The following is a 17181-nucleotide window of genomic DNA, read 5'->3' on the forward strand; positions in this document are numbered from 1 at the left end:
CGCCTGCGGCGCAGTCGCGGGGAGGACCTCAGCTCAGGATCGTGAGCAGCTGGGTGGCACGGGTGAGCACGACGTACAGGGTGGCGCGGCCGGTGGCGGACTCGGTCTCGATCTCGTCGGGACGCACCACCACGATGCCGTCGAACTCCAGGCCCTTGGTGTCCACGCCGGTCAGCACGACGATGCGGTCGTCGCCGGAGGGGGCCTGCGTGGAGTCCACCGCGCGCTCGGCGCCAGGGGCGTCGTCGGCGAACTCCGGCCAGGACGCGAGCCAGGCGTTGACCTCGGAGCGGCGGGCGGACGGCACCACGATGGCGACCGTCCCGGCCACGCGCCCGGCGATGTCGGCGACCGCTTCGCGGGTGCCGCGCTCGAGGTCGTCCACCTGCACCTCGCGCGGCTCCTCGCCGGTGGACCGGACGGCCTCGGGCAGGTCCGCGTCGAGTCCCACGCGCTGGGCGTACGCCGCGGCGTAGGAGTAGATCTCCGCGGAGTTGCGGTAGTTCTTGGACAGGTGGAAGGAGTGGATCTCCTTGCCCGACAGGGCCGCGTCGCGGGCGGCGTCGGACTCGGCGGGCACCGGCCAGGAGGACTGTGCGGGGTCGCCGACGATGGTCCACGACGCCACGCGGCCGCGGCGGCCCACCATCCGCCACTGCATCGGGGTGAGGTCCTGGACCTCGTCGATCAGCACGTGCGCGAAGGGATCGTCCTCGAGGCGGTGCAGCGGCGGGCGCCACGTCCGGCCCGCCGGTGCGTACTCCCGGTCCGAGGCCGTGGTCAGCTCCTGGAGGTCCCCGCCCACGTGGTCGTCCAGGGTGTGGTCCTCGTCCGCGCGCACCGGCACGTCGCCCAGGGCGTAGCGCAGCTCGTCGAGCAGCGGCACGTCCTCCACACTGAGCGGCAGGCCCTCGGCCCACGACTTCGACAGCAGGGCCTGGTCCTCGGCGCTGATCACGCCCTCGCCCACCCGGGCCAGCAGCTCGGGGTCCCGCAGCCAGCCGAGCACGTCAGCGGGGTCCAGCGGCGGCCACCACGCGGTCGCGAAGTCGAGGAAGGACTGGGTGGAGAGCATGTCGTCGTTGAAGAGCTCCCGGCCGCGCTCCCGGCCGCGCTCGCCGCGCACCTGGCGCCACATCGCGTCCAGCAGGGTCGAGGCCACCCGCGGGAGCTGTCGGTTGCGCATGCCCTGGGTCATCAGCTGGCGTCGGAGCCGACCGAGCAGCGCGGGGTCGAGCACGATGGTGTCGTCGCGCCAGAAGATGCGGTAGTCGCTCGGGCTGCCGGGAGCGGCCTGACGCGCCGTACGACGCATCAGCTCCGCCATCCGGGCGGCGCCCTTGACGTCGGCCACCGCGGGCTCGTCGTGCCGGGTGGCGCGCACCCCGTCGACGACCTCGCCGAGGGAGCGCAGGGCCACCGCGGTCTCGCCCAGGGAGGGCAGCACCCGCTCGATGTAGCGCATGAAGACGCCGCTCGGGCCGACGATCAGCACGCCGCCGGTCTCGTAGCGGCGGCGGTCGTTGTAGAGCAGGTACGCCGCGCGGTGCAGCGCCACCACGGTCTTGCCGGTGCCCGGGCCGCCGGAGATGGAGACGACGCCCTTGCCCGGGGCCCGGATCGCCCGGTCCTGCTCGGCCTGGATGGTGGCCACGATGGAGTGCATGGAGCGGTCGCGGGCGCGGGACAGCTGGGCCATCAGCGCACCCTCGCCGACGATCGGCAGGTCGGTCGGCTCGGAGTCGTCGAGCAGCTCGTCCTCGACGCCCACCACGGTGCGGTGGTCCGAGCGCAGCACCCGACGACGTACGACGTTCATCGGCTCGGCGCCGGTGGCCTGGTAGAACACCGCGGCCGCGGGGGCCCGCCAGTCGATCAGCAGGGAGTCGCGGTCCTCGTCGCGCAGGCCGATGCGCCCGATGTAGCGCGGCTGCTCGTCCACCGCGGGCTTCAGGTCGAGGCGGCCGAAGACCAGGCCCTCGTGGGCGGCGTCGAGCTGCGCGATCCGCTTGGCGGCCTGGAAGACCATCGCGTCACGCTCGACGAGGCCGCCCTCGTGGCCCAGCTTGCCGCGCCCGTGACCCTCGCGGGCGAGCTGCTTGGCGGCCTCGGCCGACTTGCCCAGCTGCACGTAGACCCGGTCGACGAACGCCTGCTCCACAGCGATCTCGCGCGCCACGAGCTCCTCGGACAACTCTGCTTCCCCACTCCCGGTCAGGTCCGGATCCAGGGCGGATTCGGCAAGTCTCCAAGACTACCGGGCGCCTCGTGCTATCCAGCCATGACGCTGCTCACTGCTGGCGGGTGTAGCGCAGGATCGCCAGGCGGGTGCGCGGCCCGGGGCCGCCCTCGACCTCCAGGCTCACCTCGCCGCCGGAGGGCAGGAAGCCGCTGGGCATGGCACCGTCCTCGCCCATGAACTGGGTGCCTTCGGGCTTGCCGTCCACCAGCAGCCTGACCAAGTGCCCGTCGGGCACCCCCGAGAAGTGGTAGGAGATCACCGCCGGCTCGTCGGGCAGCGTGGTGACCAGTGGCCCACCGGGCTCGCTGCGCGCCACCCGGTCGAAGGTCCAGGTCACCCCGTCGACCTCGACCAGGCGGGGCACCGGCTGCCCGGCTGCCATGAAGGGCAGGGGGTCGCCCTGCTCGTAGAGGCCGGCGGCCAGCAGCGCCTCGTCGCCCACCGGGACCGGGTCTCCGGCGTCGTCGACGAACCGGGCCGTCACCTCGACGGTCTCCCCCGGGCGCACCTGCCCGGCCGAGGTCCGGATCCCATCGGGCCACGACGCGAACTGATGGGCGCCCGGGTCGAAGAGAGCGTCGGGCCGGTCGCACCCGGTGCCGCTGACCATCATCTCGCCGTCGACGAGGACCTCCAGCGAGATCGTCTCCGGAGCCCCGACTCCGGGTTCGATCCGGCACACGGCCCCAAAGCTCAGCACCCCTTCGGGCACCTGGACCGACATGGTCAGCGAGCCCTCGCCGCGCACCGCGTCGGCGGCGACCAGCCGGTCGCCGGCCACCCGCTCGCGGAAGGTGAGCCCCTCCACGGTCACCCCGGGGGGCCGCTCGTCGGAGAGCTCGTAGAGAGCCAGGGCGTTCTCGCCAGGACCGGAGAAGCGCAGGGTGCCGCCCTGACCCGGGTCGGCCCGCCAGTACTGGGAGAAGTCCGCCGCGCCCGGCTGGTAGACGTCGCCGTCGGGCTCGGACACCGTCCAGTCGTCCAGGTCGCCAGATCCGACATCGGCCCCGTTCGCCCAGGCGACCACCTGGGGACGGTCCGACTCCTCCAGCTCGATCTCGACCTGGTCGGTGCCGGTGACGGAGCCGGCGTACTCGTAGGTCCAGCCGGCCGCCTCGATGGTGGGGGCACGGGGTGCCCAGCCAGCTGGGCCGGCACGTCGCCGCGTTCCGCGGGGCCGAAGGCGGAGTCTCCCCGGAACAGGTTGAGTCCACCCGCCAGTCCACCCACCAGGGCGACGGAGAGCACCGCCGCCGCGGTGCCGGCGACCCGTCGGCGTCGGCGTACGGCGGTGATCCGATCCCGGACCGCAGCCCTGCGGGACACCTCGTCCGGGGCGTGCCCCGAGACGGCGTCGGCGTGGGCGTGGGCGTGCAGCGATGTGCGCAGGTCGTCGAGAGAGCTCATCGCAGGCCTCCTACGGGGTCGGTGTCGTTCGCGAGGGCGGGGTCGATCCGCAGCTTGGCGAGCGCCTTGCTCGTCTGGCTCTTGACCGTCCCGGTGGAGCAGTCGAGCAGGTCGGCGGTCTCGGCCACCGACAGGTCGTCGAAGAAGCGCAGCACGACCACGGCACGCTGGCGCCGGGGCAGCCCGCCCAACGCCAGCCACAGGTCGTGGCTGTCGTCCACACCGTTCGACGGGTCGGGTGTGCCGGGGTCCGGCACGTCCTCGGAGGCGTGCTCGCCGTTCCAGCGCCGGCGCCACCACGAGGAGTAGGTGTTGACCAGGATGCGGCGCACGTACGGCTCGGGGTGGGTCTCGATCTTGTCCCAGGCGAACCAGGCCTTGGCCAGCGAGGTCTGCAGCAGGTCCTCGGCGAGCCCGTGGTCCCGGGTCAGCAGGTACGCCGTGCGCAGGAGGCCCCCGGAACGGGCGGCGATGAAGCCGTCGAAGTCGACTGTGCTCGTCACGGTCCCCTCCAAGCGGTCGCTGGCGGTTGAGGCGGTCATGCTGGTTGAGACCTGTTGGGTCTTCCCTCGGTTGCCCGCCGGACGAGACTTCTTCGTCTACTTCTTGCGGGAGAGGAACGCCGTCATCGCCTCGCGCGCCTCGTCGGAGCCGAAGAGCCGGGTGCTGAGCGTGGCCATCTCCTCCGCGCCCGCGTCGATCCGCGCCACCAGGGCCGCGTTGAGGATGTGCTTGGTCTCCCGGATGCCCTGGTTGGCGCCGGTGGCGAAGCTCGCGCACAGGCGCTCCACCTCGGCGTCCAGCTCGGCCGCGGGGACCGCCTTGGTGACCAGCCCGTACGCCGCCGCCTCGGTGCCGGTGAAGACCTCGCCGCCCAGCGCGGTCAGGGACGCGGCCCGCGGGCTCATCCGGTGGAACACCGAGAGGCTGATGATGGCCGCGGCCAGCCCGAGCTTGACCTCGGTCAGGGCGAAGGTCGCCTCCTCGGCGGAGACGGCGACGTCGGCCGCAGCGACGATGCCGATGCCCCCGGCGCGCACGGCGCCCAGGTTCTTGGTGACCACCACCTTCGGCATCGTGGCGATGAGGCGCTGCAGCGCGATGATCCGCCGGGTCCCCTCCTCCATCCCGGTGGTGCTCGCCTCGGAGAGGTCGGCGCCGGAGCAGAACACCTTGCCGGAGCTCTGGATCAGCACCACTCGCACGGCCTCGTCGCCGGCGGCGGTCTCCAGGTGCTCGAAGAGCTCGGTGACCAGCTGGCGCGACAGGGCGTTGCGGTTGTGGGGGGAGTCGAGGGTGATGGTCGCGACGGCGTCGGAGACGGCGTACGTCACGAGCGTGGTGGGGGCGTCAGGCATGGCGCACATCCTGCCGCACTTGCTTGGCGTTGGTCCTTGAATCAGGGCGGCCCCGATGTGTCACCCAGTGGCTCACAAGGGCCGCACTCGCCGAGTTCTACACAGCCGGGGTTCTCCAGAAGGTGCTGGGTGCGAGGTCTCGTGAGGATGCAGCGATGGATCTTTCCCCGGTCGCGCACCACCTCGCGCTCCAGTCCGGTGTGGTCACGCGCGCCCAGCTCCTCCGCACAGGGCTGGCTCCGCACGACGTACGCCGGTTGCTGCGCCGGCGCGAGCTCGTCCGACTGCATCCGGGCGTCTTCGTGGACCACACCGGAGAGCCGACGTGGCTTCAGCTCGCCTGGGGTGGCGTCCTGCTCCACTGGCCGGCCGCGCTGAGCCACACCTCGGCGCTCCGCGGGACCGACGGCCCGGGGCGCCGCTCCGAGGACGGGGCGCCGATCCACCTGGCGGTCGATCGCCAGCGTGGGCTGACGGCTGCCCCCGGCATCCGGCTGCACCGGACGGTGGGTCTCGACGGCAAGGTGCTGTGGAATGCGACGCCGCCGCGCGTCCGGATCGAGGAGGCGCTGATTGACGTTGCTGCCGAGGCGAGCCACGACTTCGCCGCGATCTCGGTGCTCGCCGACGCCGTCCAGGCCCGGCGCACCACGGCCGCGCGCCTGGTCGTAGCGCTCGACGGACGAGCGCGTCTCGCCCGACGTCAGTTCTTGCGCGCCGTCCTGCTCGACATCGACCAGGGCGCAGGGTCGGTCCTCGAGCACGGGTACCTGGTCCGCGTCGAGCGGCCGCACGCCCTGCCTCGGGCTCGGCGTCAGGCATCGGCAGTCGGGTCGATCTATCGCGACGTCGTCTACGAGCAGGTGGGTCAGATCGTCGAGCTCGACGGGCGCCTGTTCCACGACTCGGCACAGCGACGCAACCACGATCTCGACCGCGACCTCGACGCGGCCGTGGCCCGACTGGGGACGGTGCGGATCGGCTGGGGGCAGGTCTTCGGGACGCCGTGCCGAACGGCTGACCGCATCGGGCGGCTCCTGCGGGCCCGAGGCTGGGACGGCCGGCACAGGTCGTGCGCCGAGTGTGCTGATTGAGAGCGGGCGAGCGTGTCTGGCCTGGATGGTGGCGCTGCGTGAACGGGCGCAGGGTGCGCTGACCCAGGGGCCGTTTGGGACGCGGCGCCAGGTGTCGATCGACGCGAACTAGGGTGCTCGCCATGGACACCACCCACGCGTCGGCCCAGGAGGTGCGAGCAGCGCTCGCCGAGCTCCAGGGGCACGAGGCCTGGGCACTGCTGCGGCTGGCTCGCAAGGAGCCCGGGGACCCCGACGTCGTCACGTTCGTCGGTGGCCCGCGCAGCGAGGTCGACTCGCTGCTCGACGTGCCGCTGGAGGAGGGGACGCCGCCCGAGGGGCGCCGTTTCGACCGGCTGCTCGCGGTGCCCTTCCGCCAGGTGCGCGAGCGTGGCTTCGAGGCCCACGACGACGGCGCGCCGCTGGTGGTGGTCGACATCGAGACCGAGCAGCGGTTCGCGGTGCCCGCGGTGCTGGAGGCGATCGTCGACGAAGGGCTGGAGTTCACCGACCGCGGCGGGTTCGAGACCTCTGACGAGGACTACGCCGAGGTCGTGGAGTCGATCATCCGCGACGAGATCGGGCAGGGCGAGGGCGCCAACCTGGTCATCGGGCGGCACTACACCGCTGTCGTCGCCGACTGGGACGCGGACAAGGCGTTGACCCTGTTCCGACGGCTGCTGGACCGCGAGCGCGGGGCCTACTGGACGTTTTGCTTCTTCACCGGCGACCGCTACCTGATCGGCGCCAGCCCGGAGCGGCACGTCAGCGTGCACGGCGGCGACGTGCGAATGAACCCGATCTCGGGGACCTTCCGGGTCGGGGCGACCAGCGCGGCGGAGATGAAGCCGCGGCTGCTGGAGTTCCTGCGCGACGAGAAGGAGATCTACGAGCTCTTCATGGTCGTCGACGAAGAGCTCAAGATGATGTGCGAGCTGTGCCACGAGGGCGGCATGGTGCTCGGGCCCTTCCTCAAGCCGATGACCCACCTGGTGCACACCGAGTACCTGCTGGCGGGCCGGTCCAACCGGGACGTGCGCGAGATCCTGCGCGACACGATGTACGCCGCGACCGTGACCGGCAGCCCGGTGGAGAACGCGTGCCGGCTGATCAAGACCTACGAGCCCGAGGGCCGCGGCTACTACGGCGCGGCGCTGGCCCTGCTGGGGCGCGACGAGAGCGGCGAGGCCACGGCCGACAGCCCCATCGTGATCAGGACCGCGGACGTCTCCCTCGACGGCCGGGTGAAGGTGACCGCGGGCGCCACGCTGGTGCGTGACTCCGACCCGGCGTACGAGGTGGCGGAGACGCACGCCAAGGCCGGCGGCATCCTCTCCGCCCTCGGCCTGGTGCCCGGTGCCGGCACCCCCGCGCAGGGCCTGGCCGAGCTGGCGCGTGACGAGGACGTGCTGATCGCCCTGCAGTCGCGCAACCGCCGGCTCTCGACGTTCTGGCTCACCGACCAGGCCGGGTCCACCCCGGACCCGGAGCTGGCGGGCAAGCGGGTCGGGATCATCGACTGCGAGGACGACTTCGTCAACATGCTGAGCCACATGCTCGGCGTGATGGGCATGACCAGCGAGGTGGTCCGGCACGAGGCGCTCGACGACCACGACCTCGACGAGCTCTTCGACCGGTGGGACCTGGTCATCGTCGGTCCCGGCCCCGGTGACCCGCGCGACGGCGACGACCCGAAGATCGCCCGGGTCCGCGCCGCGGTGGACCGGCTGCTCGCGCGGCGCCAGAAGTTCCTGGCCGTGTGCCTGGGGCACCAGACGCTCTGCGAGCGGCTGGAGATCCCCCTGGTCTTCAAGGACATCGTCTTCCAGGGCACCCAGTCCACGGTCACGATCGGCGACCGGGTGGAGCGGGTGGGCTTCTACAACACCTTCGTCGGCCGGGTCGGCGAGTCCGGACTGCCGGACTCGGTGCGGGTCGAGACCGACCCGGAGACCGGAGACATCCACTCCTTGGTGGGACCGCACTACCAAGGCATACAGTTCCACGCGGAGTCGATCCTCACCGAGCGCGGCTACGACCTGATCAACGAGCTGGTCGCGCAGGTGCTGCGCGGCTGAGGCACCAACCACCACCAGGGGGACGCAAGACATGACGGCTGGATTCAAGGTGCGCCTCGCGGCGTGCGCGTCGGCGGCAGCGGTGGCGCTGGGCGCCCTGGCCGGTGCCCCCACCGCGACGGCTTCCCCCACCCCCACCGAGGTCAGCCTGAGCATCGTCGACCCCGCCGCCCGGGCCGCGGGGCAGCGGGTCTCCGCGCCCTCGTCGGCGCCGATCAAGAGCAAGTTCTCCATCCGCGGCAAGGTCAAGGTGAAGGGCAAGTCCAAGCGGACCGTGCGCCTGCTGGAGAAGCGCGGCAAGCGCACCGTGGTCATCGCCCGCAAGAAGACCTCCAAGAAGGGCGTGTTCACCTTCAAGGTCAAGGCGGGCAAGAAGCAGAAGGCCCGCAAGTTCACCGTGCTGGCTCCCCGGGCGCGTGGGGTGAAGAAGTTCCAGAAGCGGTTCAAGGTCCGCATCGTGTCCAACAAGGCCGCGAGCGCCGTGGCGCCGACCTGGGCGAACGGCACCTCGGTCGCCTACTCCGCGGCGCCCACGATCGCCTCGGGGTTCGTCGGCGGTGAGGCGGCCGCCGGTCGCACCGTGCTGGTCCAGCAGCAGTTCGGCAAGAAGTGGTTCGACGCCGCCCAGACCGTCTCGGGTGCCGACGGCTCGTTCTCGGTCGCGCTGAGCAACGACTGGCTGCGCAGCGCCCCCACCCGGGTCCTGGTCCCCAAGACCGGGTCCGCCCGCGCCGCGGTCTCCGAGCCCGCCGGTACGGCGGTCGTCCCCGACTACGTGCCCAACGGCACCGACCCCGGCGACTGGACCGAGTTCGACCCGTCCCGGCGCTTCCGGTTCAACCCGTGCGCGCCGATCGTCTACAAGGTCAACTACACCCACGCTCCCGGGTACGCCCGGGCCATGGTGGCCCGCGTGATGCGCCACGTCCGGCTCGCCACGGGCTACACGCTGGTCGACGGCGGGGACACCGCCGGCTGGCCGGACCCCGCTCCGGGGCAGGCCGGTGCGGACGCCGACACCATGCTGATCATCGGCTTCGGCGGCCAGGCGAACACCTCCATGGACCTGTCCGGCAACACGCTGGGTCGCGGTGGTCCGGACAAGGGCGTGTGGGCCAAGGACTCGCGCGGGCGGCACGTGCAGATCACCCGCGCCTCGCTGATGCTCGACACCGTCGAGCCGCCGGTCGCGTGGAACGAGGACATGATGTCCAAGACCCTGACCCACGAGATCGCGCACGCCCTCGGCCTGGGCCACGCCACCTCGCTGGGACAGATGCTCGGCCCGATCAACGGCCCCGAGCGTCCCACCCGCTACGGCACCGGGGACCTCGCCGGTCTCGCGACCAAGGGCATGCAGGCCGGGTGCTCGCGTCCCGAGCTCAAGAAGGGCGCGCGGGTCGCTCCGGTGACGAACAGCGTCAAGCTGCCCTGATCCTCACCTCGCTGGCTCCCCGAGTCCCAGCGGGTGGCGCTCCGGCTCACGGTGTGGCAACGCGCCGGCGGGCCGGGGCGTCCCTAGGGTGGGGGCCGCACGGGGGAGAGTGACATGACGAGAGCACGGTGGTGCGCCGCGCGGGCGGTCGCCCTGGTCGCCGCGGTCGCGATGCTGCTCGGGTGCGTCCCCGCGATGGGCGACGTGCACCCGGACCGCCCGGTCCGCAAGTCCCGGATCGCTGCGCCCCAGGCCCGTCCGAACATCGTCCTGGTCCTGATGGACGACTTCTCCATGGACCTGCTGCAGACCATGAAGGGGGCGGGGCGCCTGGCCCGCCGGGCGGCGACGTACCAGCACTTCGTCGTGGACTCGCTGTGCTGCGTCTCGCGCGCCAGCCTGATGACGGGGCAGTACCCGCACCAGACGGGGGTGCGCACCAACACCGCCTCGCTCGTGCCGGGGGCGGGACCGATGGGCGGCTGGTCGGCGTTCCGCGCCTACGGCAACGAGCAGCGCAGCGTCAACGTGCGGCTCCAGGCGGCCGGGTACACCACCGGCTTCGTGGGCAAGTACCTCAACCAGTACGAGTACCTCCCCGGGGTCAAGCCGCTGCCCCCGCTGCCGGCCGGCTGGTCGCAGTTCAACGCCCTGTTCGGGTCGGCGTACGACGGGTGGGGCTTCGACAGCACAGGCGTCTCCGGCGGCCGGCTCCAAGCGCGGCACCACCCCATCCCGCCGGCCACGGCCTCGCGCGCCACCCGGGACGCCTCGTACGCCGGCCAGGTGGTGGAGGACTACGCGCTGGACTTCATCCGTGCCCACCGCTCCGACGCCGCGCCGTACTTCCTCGAGGTGGCGCCGTACGCGCCGCACAACCGGACCAACCCGCAGGGCGCCTACCCGGGCGACCCGGTCTTCCCGCCCGCCTTCCGGGACCGCGCGGGTGGCAAGAAGGCGCAGGGCAACTGCGGCCTCGTCTCCTGCCGCTCGCTGACCACCAAGGACCTGCCCGGCTTCGGGGACCGCCGCGCAGACAACGCGCCGCGGACCCTGGCCGGCCGCAAGGCCCGGGCCTGGAACACCGTGCCCACCCTCGGCGCCGCCCGGGCGACGGCCCACCTGCGCAACCGGGCGCAGATGGTGCAGTCGATCGACCGGACCCTGCGCCGGATCCTCAAGGCGGTCGACGAGGACACCGTGGTGGTGCTGACCTCCGACAACGGCTTCCACCTCGGCCAGCTCGGGATGGGGATGGGCAAGGGGACGGCCTACGACACCGACATCCGGGTGCCGCTGCTCATCGCGGGCCCGGGGATCGCCCCGGGCGCGCGGGCCGAGATGACCAGCAACCTCGACCTGGCTCCCACCTTCGAGGAGCTCGCCGGGCTGCAGCCGGCCGCGTTCCGCTCCGGCACCTCGCTGGTGCCGACCTTCACCGACCCGACGCTGCGCACCCGCGACCACGTCTTCGTCGAGCACACCACCGACACCGCCGGTGACGACCCGGACCTGGCGTTCACCGGGGGCGAGCTCAAGCGCATCCCGTCCTACGTCGCGGTGCGCAGCCGCGACGCGCTGCTGGTGCGCCTCGACCTCGACCCCGACCTGCGCCGGACCAGGTACGCCTACGAGTTCTACTCCTACGCCAAGCGCGGCTGGGAGAAGAGGAACGTCGTGCACCAGGCCCGGTACGCCGCCCAGGTCGCGGCGCTGCGGGCCAAGCTGGGGGAGCTCGACGCGTGCGCCGCGACCGCCGGGGACACCGCGGTGAGCGAACGCTGCCGCCGCATCACGCAGTGAACCCTGCTATGACTGGCGCTGCCATGAGTAGCGCTGCCGTGACCCCCGACGTGGTGGTGGTGGACCACCACGACTCCTACACCCACAACCTGGTGCACCTGGTCGCGGGCGTCACCGGGGTGCTGCCGCGGGTGGTGCAGCACGACGAGGTCCCGGTCGCCGAGGTGCTCAGGCACAGCCACGTGGTGCTCTCCCCGGGACCGGGCCACCCCGAGGTGGAGCGCGACTTCGGCGTCGGGCGCGAGGTGCTGCGTGCCGGTACCCGCCCGGTGCTGGGGGTCTGCCTGGGGATGCAGGGCCTGGTGACCGCCTTCGGTGGGCTGGTGGACCGGGTGGAGCCCGCGCACGGCGACCTCGCCGTGGTCGAGCACGACGGGCGGGGGGTGTTCGCCGGCGTGCCGCAGCGCTTCGGCGCCGTGCGCTACCACTCGCTCGCGGTCCGGGCGCTGCCCGACTGCCTGGAGCAGACCGCCACCAGCCGCGGTGCGGACGGCGACCCCGTGGTGATGGGCGTGCGGCACCGCCGGCTGCCGCTGGAGGGCGTGCAGTTCCACCCCGAGTCGATCCTGTCCGAGCACGGCGCCGCGCTGGTGGCGAACTTCCTGGCGCCCGGGTTCGGCCGGGGTGCGTGATGACCACCCCCGAGGAGCACTTCGCCGAGGTCGCCGCCGCCCAGCCCCGTTGCTTCTGGCTCGACGGCGGCGGTGCCCGCGACTGGTCGGGACGCCGCTCCATCATCGGCTGGCTGGACCCTGACGACGTCTCCCTGACCCTGGACGCCCGGGCCGGGGAGGTGCGGCGGCACAGCGGCGGGGGGTCCGTGGTGGTCGGCTCCGACATCTTCGAGGTGCTGGAGGCCGAGCTGGCGTCCGGGTCTGCCCAGGACCAGTGGTTCGGCTACCTCGGCTACGCCTCCCGCCCGGACCTGCCCGCTCGGGCGGCCCGGTCGGCGGCCGAGGGCGGGCTGCCGGACGCGGTGTGGATGCGGCCCCGGCACGTGCGGTCCTTCACCCACGCCGCGGCGGTGGGCACCCGGCGTACCGGACCGGCGGAGGGATCGCCGACGGTGCCCGCGGAGTACGCCGCCGCGTTCGCCGCCGTCCAGGAGGAGCTGCGCGCCGGCAACTCCTACGAGGTCAACCTGACGCACCGGGTCACCACCCGCTCCGACCTCGACCCGGTGACCGCCTACCTGCGGCTGCGCGAGCTCAACCCCGCCCCTACGCCGGGTTCCTCCAGCACGACGTCGACGGGGCCCGGGGCTGGCTGCTCAGCTCCTCGCCGGAGCGCTTCGCCCTGGTCGGCGCCGACGGGGAGTGCGAGACCAGGCCGATCAAGGGCACCACCCCGCGCGGTGCCAGCGCAGCCCAGGACGAGGCGTCCCGCGCGCACCTGGCGGCCGACCCGAAGCTCCGTGCCGAGAACCTGATGATCGTGGACCTGCTGCGCAACGACCTCTCCGCGGTGTGCGAGCCGGGCACGGTCACGGTGCCCGAGCTGATGGCGGTGGAGTCCTACGAGAGCGTGCACCAGCTGGTCTCGACCGTCCGCGGACGGCTGCGTGCCGGTGTCTCGACGGTGCGCGCGCTGCACGCCCTCTTCCCTCCGGGGTCGATGACCGGCGCGCCCAAGCTGCGCACCATGGAGATCATCGACGCGGTCGAGGACACCCCCCGCGGTGCGTACGCCGGCGGGTTCGGCTGGCTCGCGGCGGACGGACGCGCGGACCTGGGGGTGGTGATCCGGTCCCTGATGACGGCCGGCGACGGCCGGTGGACGCTGGGGACCGGCGGCGGGATCACCGTGCGCTCCGAGGTCGCGGCGGAGTACGCCGAGGCGACGTGGAAGGCGGAACGGCTGCTCCGGGTGCTGGCGGGCTGAGGGGCTCGCGCGGCTGTGGATGACCGCAGCGAGTGTCGGCAGTAGTGACTAGAATCGAACACATGATCGAGTCATCCACTTCGGCCTCGCGCGGCGGTTCCCCTGACCCCTGCGCCGGTCCGGGGACGTCGGAGGCGCTCGCCGTCGGTTGGGCGGCCGACCTGGTCGAGCAGCTCTCGCAGCTCGGGTCCTGCGCGGACTCGGTGACCGGCGAGCCTGCCGACGGCGGTGCAGAAGACGGTGCAGAAGACGGTGCAGACGGGGGTGGCACGCGGCTGGCCCTGATCGAAGAGCTCACCCGGGTCACCTGCGCGGCGGCGGCGGCTCGGGTGCGACTCACCGCGTCCTTCGTGGCCCAGGAGACCCGGCGGGTGGAGGCGGAGCGGGACCGGGTCCGGCGGGAGCGACGCGCCGGCACCCGCAGTCCCCACAGCCGTGCGGTGACCGGCCCCCGGGCGGCGCTCGTGGTCGGTGCCCAGGTCGGGCTGGCCCGGCACGAGTCCCCGGCGCGGGGCCGTCGGTACGCCGACGCCGCCGTGCTGCTGGTGCGCGACCTGCCGCACACCCTGGCCGCCCTGAGCCGCGGCGACCTCGACGAGGAGCGGGCGATGGTGGTGGTCCGCGAGACCGAGCACCTGGCGCCGGCCCAGCGGCGGATCCTGGATGCCGAGCTGGCCGCGGCCGACGGTGCCGCGGAGGGGCCGGATGCTCTCGACGGGCCGGTCGAGGGGGTCGGCGCGAGCGCGCTGGGCACGATGGGGCCCGAGGCGCTGCGCCAGGCCGTGGTGCGCCTCTCCCTGCGGCTCGACGACGATGCGGTCTCCCGTCGCATGAGGCGTGCCCGCCGGCAGCGGCGCGTCGTGGGTCGGCTGCTGGGCGACGGCACCGGCAAGGTCTGCGCCGTCCTGCCCGACGATCACTACGCGTCGGTGATGGCCGCCCTGGCGCAGGCGGCCGGTGCCGCCGCTGCTGCGGGGGACTCGCGGACCCGTGACCAGGTGAAGGCAGACACCTTGGTCGCCCGGATCACGGGGCTGGACACCACCCGAGCCGCCCCGGTCGCGGTCAACCTGGTCATCAGCGTCGAGTCGCTGCTGGGGCACTCCAGCGAGCCGGGCTTCCTGCACGCGCTGACCACCACCGCCGGGCGGCCCACGGGCCGGGGCTCGATCGGTGGCTACATCCCTGCCGGACTGTGTGCCGACCTCGTCTCCTTGGCGACCGCGGACTCCAGGGCGTCGCTGCGCCGGCTCTTCACCGCACCCGGGGACGACCAGCTGGTCGCGATGGAGAACCGTGCCAGGCTCTTCGACCGCCAGCTCGCCATGATGATCAACTTCCGCGACGGCGGCGTCTGCCGGACCGTCTGGTGCGACGCACCAGTCCGGCACGCCGACCACGTCACCGCGGTGGCCGACGACGGGGCCACCAGCCTCGGCAACGGCCAGGGGCTGTGCGAGGCCTGCAACCTCGTCAAGGAGACGCCGGGCTGGGACAGCTGGGCCACGACCGACGAGCGAGGTCGGCACGAGGTCGGCACCCTCACGCCGCACGGTCACCTCCACCTGTCCCATCCGCCCGGACTGCCCCGGCCGCCGGGTCCGGGCGCCGGGACGGGCGCTGGGATGGGCGCCGGGTTGGCGGCGAGCAGGCCCGGCGCCCCCGAACCGCCGGGGGTGCCGGCCGGCCGGAGGTGGCTGGAGAGCCGGGGGTTCAGCACGGTGGAGGCCGGTTTCGGTGCTCGGGTCCTCTTCGCCGACGCCGGCTGAGCGCCGCTTCCTACTCCGAAGCCACGTGCTGGGGCGCGCGCGGCAGCCACATCACCAGACGGGCGCCGCCGCTGGGGGAGCGGTCCACGCGGACGGCGCCGGCGTGCCGCTCCACGGCCTGCCGCACGATCGAGAGCCCCAGCCCGGAGCCGGGCATGGAGCGGGAGTCGTCGGAGCGGTAGAACCGGTCGAAGACGTGCGGCACGTCCTTGGCGGCGATGCCGGGACCCTCGTCGTCGATGGTCAGCACCCCGCTGGTGAGCCGGACCTTGATGGTCCCGCCCTCCTTGCTCCACTTGGCGGCGTTGTCGAGCAGGTTGGTCACCGCCCGCTCCAGCGCCTGGGCCTCGCCGCGCACCCGCCACGGCTCGAGCTCGACGTCGAAGACCACGGCAGGGGCCCGCCGGCGCACCCGGGCCAGCGCCCGCTCCACCACGTCGACCAGGTCGATCTCGGCGATCACCTGCGAGAGCGGCTCCTCCCGGGCCAGCTCCACCAGGTCCCCCACCAGGGTGGAGAGCTCCTCGATCTGGGCCCGCACGTCATCCAGCAGCTCGCGCCGGGCGTCCTCGGGCAGCCCGTCGCCGGCCTGGCTGAGCAGGTCGAGATTGGTACGCAGGCTGGTCAGCGGGGTCCGCAGCTCGTGCCCGGCGTCCGCGACGAGGCGACGCTCCCGGTCGCGGGAGGCCGACAGGGCGGCCAGCATGTGGTTGAACGCCGTGGCCAGGCGGGCCATCTCGTCGTCCCCGTCGACCTCGAGCGGGCGCAGGTCCTCGGTCTGGGCGATGTCCTCGACGGAGGCGGTCAGTCGGCGTACCGGCCGCAGACCGCTGCGCGCCACCATCCACCCGGCCATCGCGGCGACCAGCACCCCGGTGGCTCCGAAGGCGAGCATCACCGTGCCCAGGCCGCGCAGTGTCCGCTCGTTCTCGTCCAGCGTCTGCAACAGCACCAGGGCCTGGCCGCCGCCGGCAGGCACGGTGGCCGCCCGGTAGACGACGCCGTTCTCGGCCCGGATGGTGCGCACCGACTCGTCCAGGGTGCCCTCGGCCACGGCCAGCTCCGGGGCGCCCAGCGCCACGGTGGGGCCCTCGTTGTCGGCGGTGAGGACGTTCTTGTCCTCGCGGATGAAGATGACCCGGACGTCCGCGGCGCCCAGCATCCACGAAGGCACGTCCCGGGCGGTCATCTCGGCCAGGGCGCTGTAGGAGGCGGCCTTGGTGGCACGGTTGAGCAGCGACTCGTCGAGGGAGGACTGCAGCTGCATCCGGACGGTCACGAACGACCCGGCGGCCATGAACGCGATCGCCACCCCGACGGCCATGGTGGTCAGCAGCGCCACCCGGCTGGCCAGCGAGCGGCGGTAGTGCCACCCGTGCCGCTGCCACATCGCCGGGCTCACCCGTCCTTCAGCACGTAGCCGACGCCGCGCACCGTGTGCAGGAGGCGGGACTCGCCCTCGGCCTCGGTCTTGCGCCGCAGGTAGCCGACGTACACCTCGAGGGAGTTGGCGGTCGTCGGGAAGTCGTAGCCCCAGACCTCCTCCAGGATGAACGAGCGCTCCAGCACCCGGCGGGGGCGGCGCAGGAACATCTCCAGCAGGGTGAACTCGGTACGGGTGAGCTCGATCAGCCGATCACCGCGCCGCACCTCCCGGGCGCCCAGGTCCATGGACAGGTCGCCGAAGACCAGCGACTCCTCGGCCTCCTCGGCCGAGGGGGTGATCCGGCGCAGCAGGGCGCGCAGCCGGGCCAGCAGCTCCTCGAGGGCGAACGGCTTGGTGAGGTAGTCGTCGGCACCGGCGTCCAGCCCCTCCACCCGGTCGCCCACCGCGTCGCGGGCGGTCAGCACCAGGATCGGCACGTCGTTGCCCGCGGTGCGCAGTGCGCGGGTGGCCTCGAGCCCGTCGAGCCGCGGCATCATCACGTCCATCACCACCACGTCCGGGAGGGTGGACCCGATGCTGGCAAGAGCCTCGGCGCCGTCGCGGGCCAGCGCCACGTCGTAGCCGTTGAACTCCAGGGAGCGACGCAGGGACTCCCGCACCGCCTTGTCGTCGTCGACCACCAGGACCCGCGGCTTCGTCGACTGCTTGCTGTCCGGCATGGCCGCCATGCTGCCAGCGCGACCTGAGG

General features: G+C 72.9%; 12 protein-coding genes and 1 pseudogene. 7 read left to right on the plus strand and 6 right to left on the minus strand.

All coding sequences use genetic code 11. The features are described from left to right. Window positions 1-28 precede the first annotated feature (28 nt). The 4 genes from C0R66_RS01080 to C0R66_RS01095 all read right to left on the minus strand — a co-directional run bounded on the left by C0R66_RS01080 (window position 29) and on the right by C0R66_RS01095 (window position 5007). Window positions 29-2194, minus strand: coding sequence for a HelD family protein (locus tag C0R66_RS01080; protein ID WP_101523125.1), 2166 nt, complete (start codon window positions 2192-2194; stop codon window positions 29-31). Between the two features lie 97 nt (window positions 2195-2291). Beyond that, window positions 2292-3269 (minus strand): hypothetical protein, encoded by a 978-nt coding sequence (locus C0R66_RS01085; RefSeq protein ID WP_101523126.1) that lies wholly within the window; start codon window positions 3267-3269, stop codon window positions 2292-2294. Window positions 3270-3645: 376 nt separating this feature from the next. Beyond that, entirely contained in the window at window positions 3646-4152 is a 507-nt protein-coding gene (locus tag C0R66_RS01090) for a SigE family RNA polymerase sigma factor (RefSeq protein ID WP_241901533.1), read from the minus strand. Window positions 4153-4248: 96 nt separating this feature from the next. After that, window positions 4249-5007, minus strand: coding sequence for an enoyl-CoA hydratase-related protein (locus C0R66_RS01095; protein ID WP_101523128.1), 759 nt, complete (start codon window positions 5005-5007; stop codon window positions 4249-4251). Between the two features lie 155 nt (window positions 5008-5162). Between C0R66_RS01095 and C0R66_RS01100 the strand changes: the two genes are divergently transcribed. The 7 genes and pseudogenes from C0R66_RS01100 (at window position 5163) to C0R66_RS01130 (ending at window position 15046) form a co-directional block, all read left to right on the plus strand. Then, on the plus strand, window positions 5163-6101 hold the full coding sequence (locus C0R66_RS01100) for a type IV toxin-antitoxin system AbiEi family antitoxin domain-containing protein (protein ID WP_101523129.1): 939 nt from the start codon (window positions 5163-5165) through the stop codon (window positions 6099-6101). Between the two features lie 122 nt (window positions 6102-6223). Then, window positions 6224-8158 carry an anthranilate synthase family protein gene (locus C0R66_RS01105; RefSeq protein ID WP_101525966.1) on the plus strand — a complete coding sequence of 645 codons (1935 nt, stop codon included), beginning with the start codon at window positions 6224-6226 and terminating at the stop codon, window positions 8156-8158. Window positions 8159-8189: 31 nt separating this feature from the next. Next, window positions 8190-9593 (plus strand): hypothetical protein, encoded by a 1404-nt coding sequence (locus C0R66_RS01110; RefSeq protein WP_101523130.1) that lies wholly within the window; start codon window positions 8190-8192, stop codon window positions 9591-9593. A 114-nt stretch (window positions 9594-9707) separates the two neighbouring features. Continuing rightward, window positions 9708-11396 carry a sulfatase-like hydrolase/transferase gene (locus C0R66_RS01115; protein WP_101523131.1) on the plus strand — a complete coding sequence of 563 codons (1689 nt, stop codon included), beginning with the start codon at window positions 9708-9710 and terminating at the stop codon, window positions 11394-11396. A gap of 23 nt (window positions 11397-11419) precedes the next feature. Next, a complete protein-coding gene (locus C0R66_RS01120) occupies window positions 11420-12028 on the plus strand; it encodes an anthranilate synthase component II (protein WP_241901534.1) in 609 nt (202 codons plus the stop codon). Between the two features lie 350 nt (window positions 12029-12378). Then, window positions 12379-13277: pseudogene (locus C0R66_RS01125) on the plus strand (anthranilate synthase component I family protein). A gap of 62 nt (window positions 13278-13339) precedes the next feature. Then, on the plus strand, window positions 13340-15046 hold the full coding sequence (locus tag C0R66_RS01130; RefSeq protein WP_101523133.1) for an HNH endonuclease: 1707 nt from the start codon (window positions 13340-13342) through the stop codon (window positions 15044-15046). A gap of 10 nt (window positions 15047-15056) precedes the next feature. Here the strand turns inward: C0R66_RS01130 and C0R66_RS19825 are convergent, their stop codons facing one another. Continuing rightward, a complete protein-coding gene (locus C0R66_RS19825; RefSeq protein ID WP_277869151.1) occupies window positions 15057-16448 on the minus strand; it encodes a sensor histidine kinase in 1392 nt (463 codons plus the stop codon). After that, window positions 16445-17152 (minus strand): response regulator transcription factor, encoded by a 708-nt coding sequence (locus tag C0R66_RS01140; protein WP_101525967.1) that lies wholly within the window; start codon window positions 17150-17152, stop codon window positions 16445-16447. Before C0R66_RS01140 ends, C0R66_RS19825 begins: the two co-directional genes overlap by 4 nt. Window positions 17153-17181: the final 29 nt, after the last annotated feature.

It is taken from the genome of Nocardioides houyundeii (assembly GCF_002865585.1).
Taxonomy (GTDB): Bacteria; Actinomycetota; Actinomycetes; order Propionibacteriales; family Nocardioidaceae; genus Nocardioides; species Nocardioides houyundeii.